The following is an 18395-nucleotide window of genomic DNA, read 5'->3' as shown; positions in this document are numbered from 1 at the left end:
TGGATGACAATCGAAGCGGTTTATTATGCCTAACTTGCAGGAAATTGCACGGATCATCCAAGCATGTCTGTGTTTCACGATGCTTACGGCCATACGCTGCGGGAGGAATGAAACGTCGACGTATTCCAAATCTGTTTAAAAAACGACCAGCAGGCACTGGCACTGCGCCAAACCTGGCCAATACTAGAAGTGTTGGCGCGGCGCATCCCCCCCAAGTGGCGCGCCGATAAAGGTGCTCAGGGACCGCGTACCTTTGTTTTACTCCTAATGGTCTTAACCCGGATTCCCCCCCCAGAACCCGGGTTTTTTTTCGTTTCGGGGGCTCGGGGCGATGGGATTCGGGGGATTGCATGAGGGCGGCAAGGGTATGCCTCGGGTTTTGTTGCGCTCGATCTCACAGGCGCTGAATTTGGCGCGGCAGGCACCTGTCGCCCCCACACAACCCCAACGCCCTGCCGAATCAGGCCACCCGTGCCAATGGGAACAACCGCTTGAAGTTGGCCGTGGTCTGCTCGGCCAGTTGCTCATAGCTGGCCCCCCGCAACGAAGCCACATATTCCGCCACCTCGCGCACATACTGCGGCAGGTTCGGTTTGCCGCGATACGGAATCGGCGCCAGATACGGCGAATCGGTTTCCACCAGCAGCCGATCGACCGGCACCTGCCGCGCCACCTCACGCAAGGCATCGGCATTGCGGAACGTGACAATGCCAGACAAGGAAATGTAGTACCCCAGGTCCAGCGCGGCCTTGGCCATCTCCCAGTCTTCGGTGAAGCAGTGCAATACGCCGGCCTGCGGCAGAGCAGCCTCGCGCAACAGCGCCAAGGTGTCGGCGCGCGCCGCGCGGGTGTGCACGATCACCGGCTTGCCGGTCTGCCGCGACGCCTCCAGGTGCAAGCGGAACGAAGCCTGCTGCAGCTCGGCGGCCTCCGGCTCGTAGTGATAATCCAGCCCGGTTTCGCCAATCGCCACCACATGCGGGTGGGCCAGCTCGCGCAACAGCCACTCCAGCGCCGGGGTCTCGCCAGGTGCAAGGTCCAGTGGGTGCACGCCCACCGAGCAGTCGACATCGGCGTACTGTTCGCTCAGCGCCTTCACCGCAGCGGCATTCTCGGCACTGACGCCGATACACAGAAAGTGCCCGACCCCGCGCTCACGCGCCGCCTGCAAGGCAGCATCGAGCGAGCCCTGGTGAGCGCTGAGGTCAAGACGGTCGAGGTGGCAATGGGAATCTACGAGCATGGGATAACGGCACACATGGAAAAATGAAAATCAGCGGGCGCCCGGCAACTGCAGCCAATGAGCCAGCAGCGATTCAAGCAACAGGGCGCGATTGAGGTTGGCCTTGCCCAGCACCTTCTGGCGTTGCTCCAGGAGCCACGCCTGTACCTCCAGTACCTTGGCCTGGCGGCTCTTCTGCGCCAGGTACTGCACCACCTTGCGCATATCGGCCAAGCCTAGCCCCTCCTCGTCCTGGGTCAATTGGTAGCGCAGGATCAAGTGCGCCCAATCGCAGAACCAGTCGAACAGCAGCAACAGCGGCACGTTGTTCCAGGCCTCGGCCAACTGGCTGGGCGATTGCTGCTGCTTGAGCAGCTTCTTCACCCCGTCGGTCACCAGCGCCCGCTGCTCGCGCACGCCCTGTGCCTGCAGGCTGACGGCCATCAACGGCGAACCGGCGGCCAACGTCAGCAACTCGTCACGCTCGGCCTCGTCACTGTCGGCCAGCGCGCCTGCCAGCCAGGCCCGACTCTGGGCCAGGCTGGGCTGCGGGCAGGCCACCTGCTGGCAGCGGCTCTTGATGGTCGGCAGCAAGCGACTGGGCTGATGGCTGACCAACAGCAGCACGGTATCACCGGAAGGCTCTTCGAGGCTCTTGAGCAAGGCGTTGGAAGCGTTGACGTTCATCGCCTCCACCGGCTCGATCAGCACCACCTTGCGCCCACCCAGCTGCGCCGTCTGCACCACGAAAGCCACCAGCTCGCGCACCTGGTCGACCTTGATCGGCTTGTCGGCTTCCTCGGGTTCGAGAACGAAGTTGTCCGGGTGGCTGCCGGCCTTGAGCAGCAGGCAGGACTTGCACCCGCCGCAGGCCTCCAGGCCCTGGGGCTGCTGGCACAGCAGGCGCGCCATCAGGCGCTCGGCCAGGGCCCGCTTGCCGATACCCTGCGGCCCGTGCAGCAGGTAGGCATGCGCGTGCTGGCTGCGGCCGGCCAGTTGTTGCCAGAGGGCCTGCTGCCAGGGGAAGACCTCAGCCACGGGTGCCAATACCGTCGCCAGGCAAACCGCGCCCGCCGCCTTGGCAGGCATGGGTGGCATCATGTTTTCGGGTTTCACCAAACGTAAACACTGTGGGTTACAATCCTTTCTCGAAAACGTAAACGCCCTTGAAGCCCAGTAAATACAGGAGTTCGGGCAGCAAACGGGGAGTACGACATGCGAACAATCATCGGCCTTGCAGCCCTGGCTCGGTCAGGTAAGGACACCGTAGCTTCGATGCTGCTGAGCTACCCGGGGGTTGCTGCCTACGCACTTGCCGATCCTCTCAAGCTTGGCTGCCAGGCGCTGTTTGGTCTCACCGAAGACGAGACATGGTGCGATGACATCAAGGAGCAGCCCATTGATCTGTGGGCTCGCTCTCCAAGAGAATTCTTCCAGACGGTTGGTACCGAATGGATGCGCAATCATAACCCAGACCACTGGCTGATCCGAGCGGAACGCGAAATCAATCCACCTGCGGCCGCACGGAGCGGTACGCGCAAGGCCGCACCTGCCAAGCCAAACCACACTCCATTTACCCTGGCCGCCCAAGCCATCTTTGATTTCACGGACGAGCAGCTGTCAGACCCGCAGCTGCTGGCCCGCCAGGACCCCACCTGGGGTCTTTCTCCCGCGCAAGCCATCGATCTGCTCAAACGCCACGCATACGCCTTGTACCCGGACTATGACACCCGTCGTGCCAAGCGCCCTCTCGAACAGCTGAAGCCGCGCAGCAAGATCCCTGCTGATGCCACGACCGTGATCTTCAAGGACATCCGCTTTGAAAACGAAGCCGCTTTTCTTCGCCACCACAACGGCCTGATCTGGCACATCGTTCGCCCAAACCTTCCGAAGGTGAACGCGCATTCATCTGAACACGGCATTGCCCAGGCACCCGGTGACCTGCTGATCACCAACGCGGGTTCTCTGGGTGACCTGCAGGCAGCTGTGCAGCACGCATGGCAGCAAAGCCAGCCCGCAAGGGCTTGTCAGAAGTCGCCTGCGAGGCAATGAACGAGATACCGAACCATCGCGACCCAGCCATGCCGGCAGCTGCACTGCAAATGGCTGCAGGGTGGACTGCCACCGTTGCTCGGCATGGAGGCAGCCCAAGCCCCGCAAGGCCACTCAATGGGAATGCCGCGGCATCCCCCCTTCACGGGCGATCACACGCATATGCAGCGTCGCCGGCTCCAGGCAGCCGCCGGTGGACAACTGCCCGACGAGTTGCCGATAGAGTTCCTGCCAGGGCGTCTGCGAGGCCGGGATGCTCGGCTTCCAGGCCGCACGTCGGCGTGCCACCTCTTCGTCGTCCACCAGCAGGTCGACCCGCCGCTGGTTGAGGTCCACGCGCAGCCAATCGTTGGTCTGCAGCAATGCCAGGCCGCCGCCCACCGCCGCCTCCGGCGACATGTTGAGGATCGAAGGGCTGGCCGAGGTGCCGCTCTGGCGGCCATCGCCCAGGCACGGCAGCGAGTCGATGCCTTTCTTGATCAGTGCCGCCGGCGGCGCCATGTTCACCACTTCGGCACTGCCTGGGTAACCCACGGTGCCGGCGCCACGAATCACCAGGATGCAACGCTCATCAATGTCCAGTGCGGGGTCGTCGATGCGCGCGTGGTAGTCCTCCGGCCCCTCGAACACGATGGCCCTGGCCTCGAAGCTGTTTTCCTTGCCCGGTTCGGCCAGGTAGGTCTTGCGGAAGGCTTCGCCCACCACCGACATCTTCATGATCGCGCTGTCGAAGAAATTGCCGCTGAGTACGATGAAGCCGGCGTTGTGCTTGAGTGGCGCATCGAACGGCAGGATGACCTCGCGATTGCTGGTGACTGCGTCGCGAACCACCTCGCCGATGGTCTTGCCGCTGACCGTCGCGCATTCCTCGTGCAGACGGCCGGCCTTGCGCAGTTCATGCATCACCGCCGGAACGCCGCCCGCGCGGTGGAAGCCTTCACCCAGGTATTTGCCCGCCGGCATGCAATTGACCAGCAGCGGCACGTTCTCACCGATGCGCTGCCAGTCGTCCAGCGACAGCTCGATGCCCATATGCCGGGCGATAGCGATCAGGTGCGGTGGACAGTTGCTCGAAGCGCCCAGGGCCGAAGCCACGGCGATGGCATTCTCGAACGCCTCGCGGGTCATGATCGACGACGGGCGCACGTCCTGCATCACCAGCTCGCAGATGCGCCGCCCGGTGGCGTAGGCCATCTGCCCGCGTTCGCGGTACGGCGCGGGGATGCTCGCGCAGCCTGGCAGCGACATGCCCAGGGCCTCGGCCAGGGCGTTCATCGACAGTGCCGTGCCCATGGTGTTGCAATGGCCGACCGACGGCGACGCGGCAGTGGTCATCTCCATGAAGCCTTCGTAGTCGATTGCGCCCGCGGCCATCAGGTTGCGCGCATGCCACAACACCGTGCCCGACCCGATCAGCTGGCCCTTGTGGTGGCCATCGAGCATCGGGCCGCCGGACAGCACGATGGCCGGCATGTCCGTGGTGGCAGCGGCCATCAGGCAGGCTGGGGTGGTCTTGTCACAGCCGGTGGTCAGTACCACGCCATCCAGCGGGTAGCCGTGGAGGATTTCCACCAAGCCCAGGTAGGCGAGGTTGCGGTCCAGCGCAGCGGTTGGCCGGCGGCTCTGCTCGGCGATCGGGTGCACCGGGAACTCCATGGGGATGCCGCCGGCATCGCGAATCCCCGCCTTGACCCGCTGGGCCAGTTCCAGGTGGTGGCGGTTGCAGGGCGTCAGGTCACTGCCGGTCTGGGCGATGCCGATGATCGGCCGTCCCGATTGCAGTTCGTCGCGGGTCAGGCCGTAGTTCATGTAGCGCTCGACGTACAACGCGGTCATGTCGGCGTGGCTCGGGTCGTCGAACCATTGCTGGCTGCGCAGCGGGCGTTTCGCGGTATCGGTCATGTCGTTCTCTCTTGTATTTATGGGTACCCGTCAGCGTTGCAACACGCTGGCATGTGCAGCGCAATGCACCACTGAGGCGCCGCTGCCAACCGCGTCATCAAGGGCGGTATTCCCCGACAGAGCGGTGCAGCAGCCCTCGGGCAGCCAGGTTGCGCATCAACGCGCCGAGGCCGAAGGTCCAGGGGCGGGCCTTGTCACTCGTGGTGACCTGGTTGTGCAACTGGCCCAGCAAGGGGCTGGCGATGCGCACCTGGTCGCCAGGCTTGTGGGTGAAACCCGCACCCGGCAGGTCACGGTCCTCGGTCGGGGCGAACAGCGTGCCGAGGAACAGCAGGAAACCGTCGGGGTACTGGTGGTTTTCATTGAGCGTTTGCCGGACCAGATCCTCTGGGTCGCGGCTGATCTGGTCCATCGAGCTGCTGCCGACCAGGCGGTAGCCGTCGCTGCCCACGACTTCCAGGTCGACCACGCAGCGGCGCACCGCGTCCAGGTCGAAGGTTTCGTCGAACAAACGAATGAACGGGCCCACCGCGCACGAGGCGTTGTTGTCCTTGGCCTTGCTCAGCAGCAGCGCGCTGCGCCCCTCGAAGTCGCGCAGGTTGACATCGTTGCCCAGGGTCGCGCCGTGGATGCGGCCGCGGCTGTCCACCGCCAGCACCACCTCGGGCTCGGGGTTGTTCCAGGCCGAATGCGGGTGCACGCCAATGGCGCTGCCACTGCCTACCGCGGCCAGCACCGGGGCCTTGGTGAACACCTCGGCATCCGGGCCGATGCCCACTTCCAGATACTGCGACCACATGCCCTGTTCGATCAACAGCGCCTTGAGCGCCATGGCCTGCGGTGAACCTGGGCGCACCGCCCGCAGGTTGTCGCCGATCGCCGAGCGCACCGTGGCACGCACGGCCTCGGCCTTGTTGGCATCGCCACCGGCCTGCTCTTCGATCACCCGCTCGATCATGCTGGCAGCGAAGGTCACGCCTGCCGCCTTGATTACCTGCAGGTCGACCGGTGCAAGCAGGTAGGGCTGGTTGCCGTCGAACGCTGCGCCGCTATTGCCCAACAAGGCTTCGACGCTGCCCAGGAAGCGGCCCGGGGTGCTGCGCACGGCCTGCACGGGGTCTTCGCATTCGAGCAGTTGGCTAAGGGTGGCGAAACGCTCGGAGAGATCGAACACGCCGTCGGTGCGCAAGGTGATCAGCGAAGGGCCCCCAGGTTCGCCGGGGGTCCAGGCGCGACCGATCAGGGTGCCGGTCAGGCCATCCTCGGGCAGGGTATTGGCGGGGGTGAGCGTCATTGGCATGGCATCAAATCTCTCGGCACAGGAAAACTGCACGCTAGGCATGCCAGGCGATAAACTCCAATGGCATCTTTTCACTATTCGATAACACTGGGTTATTGCAACAAGGTGGATCACATGTCGGACCTGTCTTTCTCCCACGTCTGCAACTGGCTCAAGTTCCGCCACCTGTTGCTGATTGACACGCTTGGGCGCACCCACAACATGCACCTGGCGGCGCAGCAGATGAACCTCACCCAGCCGGCGATCAGCAAGATGCTCAAGGAAATCGAGAATTTGCTCGGTTTCGCCCTGTTCGACCGCCTGCCACGCAGCATGCCACCCACCGCGTTGGGCGAGCAGGTATTGCGCTATGCCCAGGTCGCCCTGAACGATGCGCGCAACTTCGTCGATCAGATCGACAGCCTGCGCCAAGGGGGGCACGGCCATTTGAAGGTGGGCGGCATCTTTGCTGCCACCGCCGTGGCGCTGCCGGATGCCATCGTCGAGATCAAGCAGCGCAAGCCATTGCTGTCGATCGAGGTGGTGGAGCAGACCAGCGATCACCTGATGGCCATGCTCGAGGACAAGATCCTGCACCTGGCCGTGGCCCGCTTCACCGACGTGTCGCAGCACCAGCGCTTCGACTTCCAGCCACTGGCGCCAGAACCCTTCTGCTTCGTGGTCAATGACCAGCACCCATTGAGCAATGCCGGGCCTGTGACCTTGCCGCAGCTGCTGGAGTGGCCGTGGATTCTGTACCCCAAGGGCACGCCCATCCGCGGGCGCATGGAGCGGGCCTTCGCCCAGGCGGGCGTAGCGGTGCCGCGCAATACCATCGATACCATTTCCATGCAGACCTTCCTCAAGGTGCTTTTGGGCGGGCCAATGATCGGCATGCTGCCGCAGGCGATGGTCGAGCCGCACCTGGCCAGTGGCGTACTGGTCAACCTTGACACGCCACTGCACCTGACGCCCCAGGACTACGGCATTCTCACCCGCAAAGGCGAGCCCTTGAGCGGCGCGGCCTTGGAGTTCGCCGAGATTCTCCTGACACATGCGCGTCGCGTTTCGGAGGATTGATAACCTTCCGTTATCGGATGATCCCTAAAAGCCATTGGGCAAGAATCACTGAGCCACCTAGATTAGCGCCCCATGTCTTCCGTAACGCCGAGGAATCATCCATGACGCTACACGCAGGCCAACAATTCATCGGCGGGAGCCGCCGCGCTACTGGCCAGGCGACCCTCTACAGCATCGATGCGCGCACCGGACAGGCGCTGCCCGGTGCGTTTTATCAAGCCACTGAACAGGAGGTGGACGCCGCTGCCCGTGCGGCGGCTGCAGCCTATCCAGTCTACCGGGCGCTGCCCGCCGAGCGGCGCGCCGAGTTCCTCGATGCGATCGCCGAGGCACTGGATGGCTTGGGGGATGACTTCATCGAAACCGTATGCCGTGAAACGGCCTTGCCGCCAGCGCGTATCCAGGGCGAGCGGGCGCGCACCAGCGGCCAGCTGAGGCTGTTCGCCACGGTACTGCGCCGAGGTGATTTCACCGGCGCTCGCATTGATCGTGCACAACCCGAGCGTCTGCCCCTGCCGCGCCTGGACATCCGCCAATGCCGCATGGGCCTGGGGCCGGTCGCCGTCTTTGGCGCCAGCAACTTCCCCTTGGCATTCTCGACGGCCGGTGGCGACACCGCCGCAGCGTTGGCCGCTGGCTGCCCAGTGGTGTTCAAGGCACACAGCGGCCACATGGCCACGGCGCAATGGGTGGCCGAGGCCATCGTCGGCGCCGCTGAGCGCTGCGCGATGCCGGCTGGTGTATTCAACATGGTGTTTGGCGGCAGGGTCGGCGAGGCGCTGGTCAGGCACCCGGACATTCAGGCCGTTGGTTTCACCGGCTCGCTCAAGGGCGGACGGGCCTTGTGCGATATGGCCGCGGCGCGACCTCGGCCTATTCCGGTATTCGCCGAAATGAGCAGTATCAACCCGGTACTGGTCCTGCCCCAGGCACTGGCGATTCGCGGCGAGGCCGTGGCGCGTGAACTGACGGCTTCGGTGGTATTGGGGTGTGGACAGTTCTGCACCAATCCTGGCTTGGTGCTGGGGGTACGCTCAGCGCAGTTCAGCGCCTTCGTCGAGCACTTGAGCGCACAGATGGCCGAACAGGCGCCGCAAACCATGCTCAACGCCGGCACCCTGGCCAGCTACGCCCAGGGTGTGGCCACCCTCAAGGCGCGGGCCGGCATCCGCCTGCTTGCCGGGGCCGAGCAGCAGGGTAATCAGGCCTGGCCGCAACTGTTCCAGGCCGATGCGAAATTGCTGCTGGACGGTGAACCGCTGCTGCAGGAAGAAATCTTCGGCCCGGCCACGGTGGTGGTTGAACTGGCTGATCAAGAGCAGCTGGTCGCAGCGTTGCACGCACTTGGCGGCCAACTGACCGCCACGCTGATTGGCGAGCCCGGCGACCTGGCGCAAGCCGCGTCTTTGGTAACGGTGCTTGAACAGAAGGTTGGCCGGGTGCTGGTCAACGGTTACCCGACTGGCGTCGAGGTATGCGAGGCGATGGTTCATGGTGGCCCGTATCCGGCCACCTCGGATAGCCGTGGCACCTCGGTCGGCACGCTGGCGATAGAGCGCTTCCTGCGTCCGGTGTGCTACCAGAATTTTCCCGACGCACTGCTTCCCGAGGCACTGCGCGACGCCAACCCACTGAGGCTGCTGAGACTGGTCGATGGCCAGCCCACCCGCGAACCGATTCACTGAACACTGTTACTCACAGGCGCAACACCACCGGGTGCGGTCGTGCCCGGTGCTCTTTCAATAACAACAATCAGGCATGCACGACATGCCAAGAGGCTGGTTATGGATCATCAAGTTGTCGACCCCGTGCGCGATCAGGCTTTCGAGGATCGCACCTATCGCAAAGTAATCGTCCGCATCCTGCCGGTCCTGTTGCTGTGTTACATGGCTGCCTATCTCGACCGGGTGAATATCGGGTTCGCGAAACTGAGCATGCTGGAGGATCTGCAATTCAGTAATACCGTCTATGCCCTCGGCGCCAGCGTTTTCTTCTGGGGCTATTTTCTGTTTGAGGTCCCGAGCAACCTGCTGCTGCATCGATACGGCGCCCGGTTCTGGATTGCCCGCATCATGCTGAGCTGGGCCATCGTCTCCATGGCTGTCGCGTTTACCCAACCCCTCGCCTCGTTCTTCCACGTCGAGTCCAGCACAATGTTCTACGTGCTGCGTTTCCTGCTCGGCATCTGTGAGGCCGGCTTCTTCCCAGGCGTGATTCTTTACCTCAACTACTGGTTCCCCACCCATCGCCAAAGCCGAGTGATGTCTGGGTTCCTGATGGCACTGCCTGTCAGCCTGACGCTAGGCGGTATCTTGTCGGGGTGGCTGATGACCAGCATGGACGGCTGGCACGGTATGGCCGGCTGGCAGTGGATGCTGCTGATCGAGGGCGTACCATCGCTGGTCATGGCGGCAATCGTTTTTGGCTGCTTGTGCGACAACATCGACAAGGCTGCCTGGTTGTCCCAGCAAGAAAAGGAACTGCTCAAGGCCAACCTGAAGCAAGATGCGCACGGCAAGGTTTCGCGCCTGAAGGATGCCTTCTTCAGCCCACGAGTCTGGCTGCTGGTATTCATCCTGCTGACTTTCAACACAGGCTTCTATGGCCTGGCCTTCTGGATGCCATCGATCATCAAGAGTGCGGGAGTGACCAGCAGCCTGGAAATCGGCTTGCTGACCGCCATCCCCTATAGCGTGGCGGTAATTGCCATGTTCCTCAACGCACGCCACTCCAACCGCACTGGCGAACGGCGGCTGCATGCTGCGATCCCGGCGTTCATCGGTGGCTGCGGACTGATCCTCAGTGCAGCCTTCGCACATGACGTCGTGCTTTCAATCCTGTTCCTGACCGTCGCTGCATCAGGGGTGCTCAGCCTGATGCCTATCTTCTGGACGCTGCCGGGCACAGTGCTCTCAGGTGTCGCTGCTGCGGCTGGCATTGGCATGATCAACGCTTTCGGCAACCTGTCCGGTTTCACCGGTTCGATGATCACAGCCGTGGCAGAGAACCTCACCGGCGACATCAACAACGGCACCTATGTGCTAGGCCTGTGCCTGTTCATCAGCGGCGCACTGGTCATGGCGATCCCGGCGGTGATGCTGAAGCGGCCCGACGCGCAGCCCCGCGCGCAGTTGCTGGAGGTAGCATGAGCGAAGGCGCAAGCCTGCGCCAGGCGCTGCCGATGTCGGCGCTCGACGAGCGCGAACATCGGCTCGCCTGGCACACCGGCAGCCCTCAAGGTTGTTCGTCAGGCTTCGGCCGTTCGGCTGCTTGCGCGCCGCCGACCGGGGCGTCCTGCTCAGGCGGTTGATCGGGCGCGGGCTGCTCGGCCGGCTCATCCGCCGCTGGCGCTTCAGGCGACGCGCCCGCGTTGGCCCCCGGCTGGGGCTGTGGCGCGGGGCTGGAGCGGTAGTCCGCACGGCGCTTGAGCTGGAATTCGCGCACCGCCGAGTTGTGGTCGTCGAGGTCGTCGGAAAACACATGGCTGCCATCGCCACGGGCGACGAAGTACAGGCTGGTGCCATCCGACGGGTTGAGCGCCGCATGAATCGCCTCGCGGCCGACCATGGCAATCGGCGTCGGCGGCAACCCGGTCATGGTGTAGGTGTTGTACGGCGTCGGCTCGCGCAGGTCGGCACGCGTGATCTTGCCGTTGTAGCGCTCACCCATGCCGTAGATCACCGTCGGGTCGGTCTGCAGCATCATGCCCAGGCGCAGGCGCCGCACGAAGACCCCGGCGATCTGCCCGCGCTCCTGGGGAATACCGGTTTCCTTCTCCACCAGCGAGGCCATGATCAGCGCCTGGTACGGGTCGCGGTACGGCAGGTCGGTGGCGCGCTCCGCCCACTCCTTGGCCAGCACTTCATCCAGGCGCATGTACGCCTGCTGCAGCAGCTCGACGTCGCTCATGCCCCGCACGAAGCGGTAGGTGTCGGGGAAGAAGCGCCCTTCGGGGAACACACCGGTATGGCCGAGCTTGTCCATCACCTCTGCATCCGACAGGCCGTCCAGGGTGTGCTTGAGCTTTTCATGCCTGGCCACGGCAGCCCGCACCTGGCGGAAGGTCCAGCCCTCGACCAGGGTGAGGTTGTACTGCACCACGTCGGCCCGCCGCCAGGCATCGAACAGCTGCTCGACGGTCATGCCGGGGGTCAGGCGGTACTCGCCGGTGTGCAGGGGCGTACCGGCCATATTGAACCGCCAGTACAGGCGCAACCAGACAGCGTCGTCCAGCAACCCTTCGTTCTGCATGCGATAGAACATGCGGTTGGGGTTGGTGCCATTGGGCACGTCGAGCAGGCGTTCCTGCGTCACGTGCAAGGGCTGCTGCAGGACCGAGTTGACCTTCCAGGCCGACCAGCCAACGGCCAGGCCGGCAAGGATCAAGCTCATTTCCAGCAGCAGCAGGAATTTGCGTCTCACGAATTCAGGTTTCCAGTAACGTACGGGCAACGGCCTGCAGTTTACGGGTGAGCGGGCCCGGCGACCAGTTTAGCGCGGCGATGCCACGCACGGGCCAGACACCGTAGACACTATTGCAAACAAATACTTCATCGGCCTGTTCCAGCGCCTCGAACGGCAGGTCGCATACCTGCAGCGGGATGCCCTGCAGCGCCGCCTGTTGCAGCAACGCCGCGCGCATCACGCCAGCGACGCCGCAACGGCTGAGGTCAGCCGTGAACAGCTTGCTGTCGCGCACCAGGAACAGATTGCTGAACACCCCTTCGATCAGCCTGCCCTGCCCATCGCGCATCAGCCCTTCGGCATGTTCGCTGTCCTGCCATTCGGCACGGGCCAGCACCTGCTCCAGGCGGTTGAGGTGCTTCAGCCCGGCCAGCAGGGGTTGCTCGCCAAGCCGGGTCTGGCACAGGAACAGCCGCACGCCGCGCTCGGCATGTTCGACAGGATAGCTGGGTAACGGGCCGCCCTGCAGGATACGTCGCGGCATGGCACCGGCAACCGGCGCATAGCCGCGCTGGCTGTCACCACGGGTAATGATGAGTTTGGCAACGCCATCACCGAGCTGGCTGGCATAGCGCAGGAGTTCGTCGCGCACCAGTGCCAGGTCGGCATCGATCGCCAGGCGCTGGCAACCCAGCGCCAGGCGGGCGAGGTGGCCGTCCAGCAGGCTGGGCCGGCCGCCACGCACGGCGATGGTCTCGAACAGGCCATCGCCGTAGGCCAGACCGCGGTTCTGCAGGTTGACTGCAGCCGCTGGCTGGCCGTCGATCCAGCTGTGCATCAACCGGCGAACCGGCGGAACACCAGCGAACCGTTGGTACCGCCGAAACCGAACGAGTTGGACAGCACCACGTCGATCGGCATGCTGCGCGCCTGGTGCGGCACGAAGTCGAGGTCGCAACCTTCGTCCGGCTCGTCCAGGTTGATGGTAGGCGGCGCCATCTGGCTGTTGATGGCCAGGACGCTGAAGATCGCTTCCACCGCACCGGCAGCGCCCAGCAGGTGGCCGGTCATCGACTTGGTCGAGCTGACCGCCAGCTTGTAGGCATGCTCGCCGAACACGCGCTTGATCGCTGCGACTTCAGCGATGTCGCCCGCCGGGGTGGAGGTGCCATGGGCGTTGATGTAGCTGACCTCTTCCGGCTGGATGCCGGCATCGCGCAGGGCGTTGGCCATGCAGCGGGCAGCGCCTTCACCGGTGTCGGGCGGCGATGTCATGTGGTAGGCATCACCGCTCATGCCGAAGCCGACCAGCTCGGCATAGATGGTGGCACCACGCGCCTTGGCGTGCTCCAGCTCTTCAAGCACCAGGGCACCGGCACCGTCGGACAGCACGAAGCCGTCACGGCCCTTGTCCCACGGACGGCTGGCCCGGCTTGGCTCGTCGTTGCGGGTGGACAGTGCACGCGAGGCACCGAAACCGCCCATGCCCAGGCCGCAGGCAGCCATTTCGGCGCCACCGGCGATCATCACGTCAGCTTCACCGTAGGCGATGTTGCGCGCGGCCATGCCGATGCAGTGGGTGCCGGTGGTGCACGCCGTGGCGATGGCATAGTTCGGCCCCTGCAGGCCCAGGTGAATCGACAGGAAGCCGGAGATCATGTTGATGATCGAGCCCGGCACGAAGAACGGCGAAATGCGACGCGGCCCCGAATCGTGCAGGGTGCGGCTGGTTTCTTCGATGTTGGTCAGGCCGCCGATACCCGAGCCCATGGCTACGCCAATCCGCTCGCGGTTGGCGTCGGTGACTTCCAGGCCGGCATTACGCACCGCCTGGAAACCGGCCGCCAGGCCGTACTGGATGAACAGGTCGAGCTTGCGGGCCTCCTTGGCCGACAGGTATTGCTCGACCTCGAAGCCTTTCACCGAGCCGCCAAAACGGGTGGAGTAGGCAGACAGGTCCGTATGCTCGATCGGACCGATGCCACTGCGGCCAGCCAGAATGCCCTGCCAGGTGCTCGGTACATCGGTACCCAGTGGCGATAGCATACCCATACCGGTGACCACGACGCGTCTACGCGACACAGTACTCTCCTTTTCTAATAACAGAGTCTCTTGCCATTGCATTCAAGCGCAGGAATGAAATGGCAACAGGCTCTTGGTACGCGGTGAACGAGGCAGCCTGGAAAATACGGGCGCTCGCAAAGAAAAAACCGCACGCCGGCGAAGGCAGTGCGGTTTTCCCCGACAAGTAGCGTCGACTGGAGCGTCTTAGGCCTGGTGGGCTTTGACGTAGTCTACGGCAGCTTGAACGGTAGTGATCTTCTCGGCTTCTTCGTCAGGGATTTCGGTCTCGAATTCCTCTTCCAGAGCCATCACCAGCTCAACGGTGTCAAGCGAATCGGCACCCAGGTCATCGACGAAGGACTTCTCGAGAGTCACTTCCTCTTCCTTGACGCCCAGTTGCTCGGCGACGATTTTCTTGACGCGTTCTTCGATGTTGCTCATACCTAGGTTTACTCCTAATGGATATATGTCAGGCAGCTGGCCGGTGGCTAATTTTATAGAAAGACGTTCGCTTTTCAAGCTAAACGCACTTTCAGGCCAGTCACCGTACCCACTGCCTGGAATCTGGTTGCAGCTTTATAACGGATTTTAGGCTCGCAGTATGACTCTTTTTTTACGAAATCCGTCACATTGAGTTGCTGTGTTACATGTACATCCCGCCGTTGACCGGCACGGTAGCGCCGGTGACGTAGGCTGCGCCGTCGGATGCCAGGAACGAAACCACCTTGGCGATTTCGTCGGCCTGGCCCAGGCGGCCCAGCGGGATCTGGGTCTGCAGCGCTTCACGCTGCGCTTCCGGCAGTTCGCGGGTCATGTCGGTGTCGATGAAGCCCGGGGTCACCGAGTTGACGGTGATACCGCGCGAGCCCACTTCACGCGCCAGGGCGCGGCTGAAACCTTCGAGGCCCGCCTTGGCGGCCGCGTAGTTGGCCTGGCCGGCGTTACCCATGGCACCGACGACCGAGCCGATGCTGATGATACGACCCCAACGCGCCTTGGTCATGCCACGCAGCACGCCCTTGGACAGACGGTAGAGGCTGTTCAGGTTGGTGTCGATCACGTCGAACCACTCGTCGTCCTTCATGCGCAGCATGAGGTTGTCACGGGTGATACCGGCGTTGTTGACCAGGATGGCGGGGGCACCGAACTGCTCGCCGATGGCGGCCAGCACGGCCTCGACCGATTCGGCGCTGGTCACGTTCAGCTCCATGCCGGTGCCGGTGATGCCGTGCTCCTTCAGGGTGGCGGCGATGCGCTCGGCGCCGGAAGCCGAAGTGGCGGTACCGATCACGGTCGCGCCCTGGCGGCCCAGCTCGAGGGCGATGGCCTGGCCAATGCCACGGCTGGCGCCGGTGACCAATGCAACTTTACCTTGCAGGCTCATGCAAGCTTCTCCAAATCAGGCCAGCGCCGCACGGGTGGCGGCGACGGCGTCAGGGGTATTGAGGTTGTAGGTGGTAACACCATCGGCGCAACGCTTGTTCAGGCCGGCCAGCACCTTGCCTGGGCCGCACTCGACCAGGTTGACGGCACCGTTCGCCGCCAGGGTCTGCACGCACTCGACCCAGCGCACCGGCTGGTACAGCTGCGCCAGCAGGTCCTGCTTGAGGGCGTCGAGGTCAGCGGCGACGGCGGCGGTGACGTTCTGCACAACCGGAATCTGCGGGGCCTTCCACTCGATGGCGTTGACCGACTCGGCAAAGCGCTCGGCAGCCGGCTTCATCAGCGCGCAGTGCGACGGCACGCTGACCGCCAGCGGCAGGGCGCGCTTGGCACCCTTGGCCTTGCACAGCTCCATGGCACGGTCTACCGCGGCCTTGTTGCCGGCGATGACCACCTGGCCTGGCGAGTTGAAGTTGACCGCGCTGACCACCTGGTCTTCAGCCGCTTCGGCGCAGATTGCAACCACCACGTCGTCATCCAGGCCGAGAATGGCAGCCATGGCACCATGGCCGGCCGGCACGGCTTCCTGCATCAGCTGGCCACGGCGTTCGACCAGGCGTACGGCGTCCTTCAAGCTGATGCTGCCAGCGGCAACCAGGGCGCTGTACTCGCCCAGGCTATGACCGCAAACGAACGCCGGCCGCGCACCGCCCTCTTCCAGCCACAGGCGCCACAGCGCGACGGAGGCGGTGAGGATGGCCGGCTGGGTCTTGTCGGTCTGGTTGAGCTGTTCTTCCGGGCCTTGCTGGACCAGCTTCCACAGGTCGTAACCGAGCGCCTCGGAGGCTTCCTTGAAGGTCTCGATGATCACTGGCTTCTCGGCGCCGAGCTCGGCGAGCATGCCCAGCGACTGGGAACCTTGACCGGGAAAGACGAATGCGAGAGATGCAGACATTGAACAAGCCCTTATGATCTTGTCGTCGGATAGGGTGCGCCAGGCCCTGGGCCAGGCGCGGAATCTGAAAGCTTGGATGGAGACTCCACCTGAGCGGTCACATTTAAGCACTTCATCGGCGATATGCCTAAAGTCTTTGTTTACCTGTGTCGGCCCCTTCGCGGGCTTGCCCGCTCCCACAGACGCCCCACAATCTTCAGCCCTCTGGCAATCCTGCGGGAGCGGGCAAGCCCGCGAAGGGGGCCGACACAGCTACAGGAGCAAATCCTCCAACCGCCCATGCAAACGCTGCGGCAGGTTCTCCTGGATTTCGATCAACGCCCGCTGGATGGCACTCTGGAAGCCCTGCACGCCCGCCGAGCCATGGCTCTTGATGACGATGCCCTGCAACCCGAGGAAGCTCGCCCCATTGTGCCGCGCTGGCGCCAGGTCGGCCTGCAGACGCTTGAGCAGCGGCATCGCCATGGCCCCGGCCATCCGCGCCAACACGCCACCCTTGAACAACTGCTCGATGCGCGCACCGATCATCGTTGCCAGGCCCTCACTGGACTTGAGCAGGATGTTGCCGACGAAGCCGTCGCAAACCACCACGTCCGCCTCGCCACGATACAACCCATCGCCCTCGACGAAGCCCACATAGTTGAGCCCGCGAGCGTTCTGCAACAGGCTGGCCGCCAGCTTGACCTGCTGGTTGCCCTTGATGTCCTCGGTGCCGATGTTCAGCAGCGCCACGCGCGGCCTGTGCACGCCCAGGGCTTGCGCAGCCACCGAGCCCATCACGGCGAACTGGTAGAGGTTTTCCGCACTGCAGTCGACGTTGGCCCCCAGGTCGAGCAGCTGGCAATAGCCGGACTGGGTCGGGATCGCCGCCACCATGGCCGGCCGATCGATACCCGGCAGGGTCTTGAGCACGAACCGCGACAGCGCCATCAACGCACCAGTGTTGCCGGCACTGACACAGGCCTGCGCCTTGCCATCGCGCACCAGTTCGAGGGCGATGCGCATCGACGAGTCGGGCTTGCCACGCAGCGCCTGGGACGGCCGCTCATCCATGCCGACCACCTCGCTGGCGGCCACAATTTGCAGGCGCGCGCGATCCGCAGCCGCAAGGCCGCTGACAAGATCTTCAAGGAGGGAGGGTTGACCGACGAGGGTCAGGTGCAGCGAGGGAGTAGCCGAAAGGCAGGCAATGCTAGCCTGGACAATGCTGCGGGGACCGAAGTCCCCGCCCATTGCGTCGATCGCGATGATCTGAGCGGACAAGGATTACTCGTCAGCGCCCTTGTCGATCACTTTGCGACCACGGTATACGCCTTCTGGCGAAACGTGGTGACGCAGGTGTACTTCACCGGTGGTTTTCTCTACCGACAGCGCGTTTTCCGACAGGGCGTCGTGCGAACGGCGCATGTCACGGGCAGAGCGGGATTTTTTGTTCTGCTGAACAGCCATAATTGATTAACTCCTAAACGTTTGGGTCACGCTTTAACTGCGCCAAAACACTGAACGGGTTGGACCGCGATACCTCGTCCTTGCTCGATTCGGGCTCGTCTGCGCCCGCCGGCTGCTGGCATTCTTCCGGATGGTGAGCAGGCACGATCGGCAAGGCGAGCAGAAGCTCTTCCTCGATCAATGCCTGCAGATCCAATGGATCTTCGCCCAGTTCCAGCACGTCATAGCCTTTCGGCAACGACTGGGTATTCGCACCCTCCTTCACCACGGCGTATGTACATTCGCTGTGGATCGGCAGGGTGACCAGCTCAAGACAACGCTGGCAAACCATCTTGACCTCGACGTCCAGCTCGCTGTGGATAACCACTACGTGCTGTTCATCTCGTTCAAAATCGAACTTCGCCTGCACCGTACCGACATTGTCGGAAAGCGGGTCGCAGAGTCTTTCCAAATCAGCGAGTTGCAGCGAACCGTTGATGGTTACGCCGCGATCAGCCAATTTGCGCGGGTCAACGTGAGGTGGAATCGGGTCATTCAACATAGGCGCAGCATTCTAGGGATGCCCCCCGCCCCTGTCAAAGGAAATTCGGCGGCATCGTGCGTGA

Annotated in this window: 17 protein-coding genes; 4 read left to right on the top strand and 13 right to left on the bottom strand. The window is 63.6% G+C overall.

What is annotated here, in order from left to right; all coding sequences use genetic code 11:
* Positions 1-460 precede the first annotated feature (460 nt).
* Both HU763_RS07745 and HU763_RS07740 read right to left on the bottom strand, forming a co-directional pair.
* Positions 461-1243, bottom strand: a complete 783-nt coding sequence (locus HU763_RS07745) for a TatD family hydrolase (RefSeq protein WP_186689117.1) — start codon at positions 1241-1243, stop codon at positions 461-463.
* A gap of 30 nt (positions 1244-1273) precedes the next feature.
* Positions 1274-2260 (bottom strand): DNA polymerase III subunit delta', encoded by a 987-nt coding sequence (locus tag HU763_RS07740; protein WP_170034086.1) that lies wholly within the window; start codon positions 2258-2260, stop codon positions 1274-1276.
* A gap of 177 nt (positions 2261-2437) precedes the next feature.
* Between HU763_RS07740 and HU763_RS07735 the strand changes: the two genes are divergently transcribed.
* Positions 2438-3274: a deoxynucleotide monophosphate kinase family protein gene (locus tag HU763_RS07735; protein ID WP_225931934.1), complete on the top strand. Its 837-nt coding sequence runs from the start codon at positions 2438-2440 to the stop codon at positions 3272-3274.
* 114 nt (positions 3275-3388) lie between these two features.
* On the opposite strand, the gene HU763_RS07730 is transcribed toward HU763_RS07735, so the two are convergent.
* Both HU763_RS07730 and HU763_RS07725 read right to left on the bottom strand, forming a co-directional pair.
* Complete coding sequence (locus tag HU763_RS07730; protein ID WP_186689115.1) at positions 3389-5176, bottom strand: IlvD/Edd family dehydratase; 1788 nt, start codon at positions 5174-5176, stop codon at positions 3389-3391.
* A gap of 97 nt (positions 5177-5273) precedes the next feature.
* On the bottom strand, positions 5274-6476 hold the full coding sequence (locus HU763_RS07725) for a fumarylacetoacetate hydrolase family protein (RefSeq protein WP_170028921.1): 1203 nt from the start codon (positions 6474-6476) through the stop codon (positions 5274-5276).
* A 114-nt stretch (positions 6477-6590) separates the two neighbouring features.
* Here HU763_RS07725 and HU763_RS07720 point away from each other — a divergent pair, with 114 nt between their 5' ends.
* From HU763_RS07720 to HU763_RS07710, 3 genes are all read left to right on the top strand, one after another.
* Positions 6591-7535: a LysR family transcriptional regulator gene (locus HU763_RS07720; RefSeq protein ID WP_170028920.1), complete on the top strand. Its 945-nt coding sequence runs from the start codon at positions 6591-6593 to the stop codon at positions 7533-7535.
* Between the two features lie 101 nt (positions 7536-7636).
* On the top strand, positions 7637-9220 hold the full coding sequence (locus HU763_RS07715; RefSeq protein ID WP_186689113.1) for an aldehyde dehydrogenase (NADP(+)): 1584 nt from the start codon (positions 7637-7639) through the stop codon (positions 9218-9220).
* 99 nt (positions 9221-9319) lie between these two features.
* Positions 9320-10684 (top strand): MFS transporter, encoded by a 1365-nt coding sequence (locus HU763_RS07710; protein WP_186689111.1) that lies wholly within the window; start codon positions 9320-9322, stop codon positions 10682-10684.
* Between the two features lie 85 nt (positions 10685-10769).
* Here HU763_RS07710 and mltG read toward each other — a convergent pair whose 3' ends face one another.
* The 9 genes from mltG to HU763_RS07665 all read right to left on the bottom strand — a co-directional run bounded on the left by mltG (position 10770) and on the right by HU763_RS07665 (position 18331).
* Positions 10770-11957: an endolytic transglycosylase MltG gene (gene mltG / locus HU763_RS07705; RefSeq protein WP_186689109.1), complete on the bottom strand. Its 1188-nt coding sequence runs from the start codon at positions 11955-11957 to the stop codon at positions 10770-10772.
* A gap of 4 nt (positions 11958-11961) precedes the next feature.
* Complete coding sequence (gene pabC / locus HU763_RS07700; RefSeq protein WP_186689107.1) at positions 11962-12777, bottom strand: aminodeoxychorismate lyase; 816 nt, start codon at positions 12775-12777, stop codon at positions 11962-11964.
* A complete protein-coding gene (gene fabF, locus HU763_RS07695) occupies positions 12777-14021 on the bottom strand; it encodes a beta-ketoacyl-ACP synthase II (protein WP_170028915.1) in 1245 nt (414 codons plus the stop codon). Before fabF ends, pabC begins: the two co-directional genes overlap by 1 nt.
* A 186-nt stretch (positions 14022-14207) precedes the next feature.
* Positions 14208-14444 (bottom strand): acyl carrier protein, encoded by a 237-nt coding sequence (gene acpP, locus HU763_RS07690; protein WP_016715141.1) that lies wholly within the window; start codon positions 14442-14444, stop codon positions 14208-14210.
* A 202-nt stretch (positions 14445-14646) separates the two neighbouring features.
* Positions 14647-15387 (bottom strand): 3-oxoacyl-ACP reductase FabG, encoded by a 741-nt coding sequence (gene fabG, locus HU763_RS07685; RefSeq protein WP_003247160.1) that lies wholly within the window; start codon positions 15385-15387, stop codon positions 14647-14649.
* Between the two features lie 15 nt (positions 15388-15402).
* Entirely contained in the window at positions 15403-16341 is a 939-nt protein-coding gene (fabD, locus tag HU763_RS07680; RefSeq protein ID WP_186689105.1) for an ACP S-malonyltransferase, read from the bottom strand.
* A 252-nt stretch (positions 16342-16593) separates the two neighbouring features.
* A complete protein-coding gene (plsX, locus tag HU763_RS07675) occupies positions 16594-17604 on the bottom strand; it encodes a phosphate acyltransferase PlsX (protein WP_170028913.1) in 1011 nt (336 codons plus the stop codon).
* A gap of 3 nt (positions 17605-17607) precedes the next feature.
* Positions 17608-17790 (bottom strand): 50S ribosomal protein L32, encoded by a 183-nt coding sequence (gene rpmF, locus HU763_RS07670; RefSeq protein ID WP_010223221.1) that lies wholly within the window; start codon positions 17788-17790, stop codon positions 17608-17610.
* A gap of 13 nt (positions 17791-17803) precedes the next feature.
* Positions 17804-18331, bottom strand: coding sequence for a YceD family protein (locus tag HU763_RS07665; protein WP_170028912.1), 528 nt, complete (start codon positions 18329-18331; stop codon positions 17804-17806).
* Positions 18332-18395: the final 64 nt, after the last annotated feature.

It is taken from the genome of Pseudomonas anuradhapurensis, assembly GCF_014269225.2.
GTDB lineage: Bacteria > Pseudomonadota > Gammaproteobacteria > Pseudomonadales > Pseudomonadaceae > Aquipseudomonas > Aquipseudomonas anuradhapurensis.
This window is presented reverse-complemented; position numbering and strand designations above follow the sequence as displayed.

Excerpts from the sequence above, each read along its gene's own strand:
- HU763_RS07730 (WP_186689115.1), bottom strand. The coding sequence starts at position 5,176 with ATGACCGATACCGCGAAACGCCCGCTGCGCAGCCAGCAATGGTTCGAC.
- HU763_RS07665 (WP_170028912.1), bottom strand. The coding sequence starts at position 18,331 with ATGTTGAATGACCCGATTCCACCTCACGTTGACCCGCGCAAATTGGCT.
- HU763_RS07745 (WP_186689117.1), bottom strand. The coding sequence starts at position 1,243 with ATGCTCGTAGATTCCCATTGCCACCTCGACCGTCTTGACCTCAGCGCT.
- rpmF (WP_010223221.1), bottom strand. The coding sequence starts at position 17,790 with ATGGCTGTTCAGCAGAACAAAAAATCCCGCTCTGCCCGTGACATGCGC.
- HU763_RS07715 (WP_186689113.1), top strand. The coding sequence starts at position 7,637 with ATGACGCTACACGCAGGCCAACAATTCATCGGCGGGAGCCGCCGCGCT.
- fabG (WP_003247160.1), bottom strand. The coding sequence starts at position 15,387 with ATGAGCCTGCAAGGTAAAGTTGCATTGGTCACCGGCGCCAGCCGTGGC.
- fabD (WP_186689105.1), bottom strand. The coding sequence starts at position 16,341 with ATGTCTGCATCTCTCGCATTCGTCTTTCCCGGTCAAGGTTCCCAGTCG.
- pabC (WP_186689107.1), bottom strand. The coding sequence starts at position 12,777 with ATGCACAGCTGGATCGACGGCCAGCCAGCGGCTGCAGTCAACCTGCAG.
- HU763_RS07710 (WP_186689111.1), top strand. The coding sequence starts at position 9,320 with ATGGATCATCAAGTTGTCGACCCCGTGCGCGATCAGGCTTTCGAGGAT.
- acpP (WP_016715141.1), bottom strand. The coding sequence starts at position 14,444 with ATGAGCAACATCGAAGAACGCGTCAAGAAAATCGTCGCCGAGCAACTG.
- HU763_RS07720 (WP_170028920.1), top strand. The coding sequence starts at position 6,591 with ATGTCGGACCTGTCTTTCTCCCACGTCTGCAACTGGCTCAAGTTCCGC.
- HU763_RS07725 (WP_170028921.1), bottom strand. The coding sequence starts at position 6,476 with ATGCCAATGACGCTCACCCCCGCCAATACCCTGCCCGAGGATGGCCTG.
- HU763_RS07735 (WP_225931934.1), top strand. The coding sequence starts at position 2,438 with ATGCGAACAATCATCGGCCTTGCAGCCCTGGCTCGGTCAGGTAAGGAC.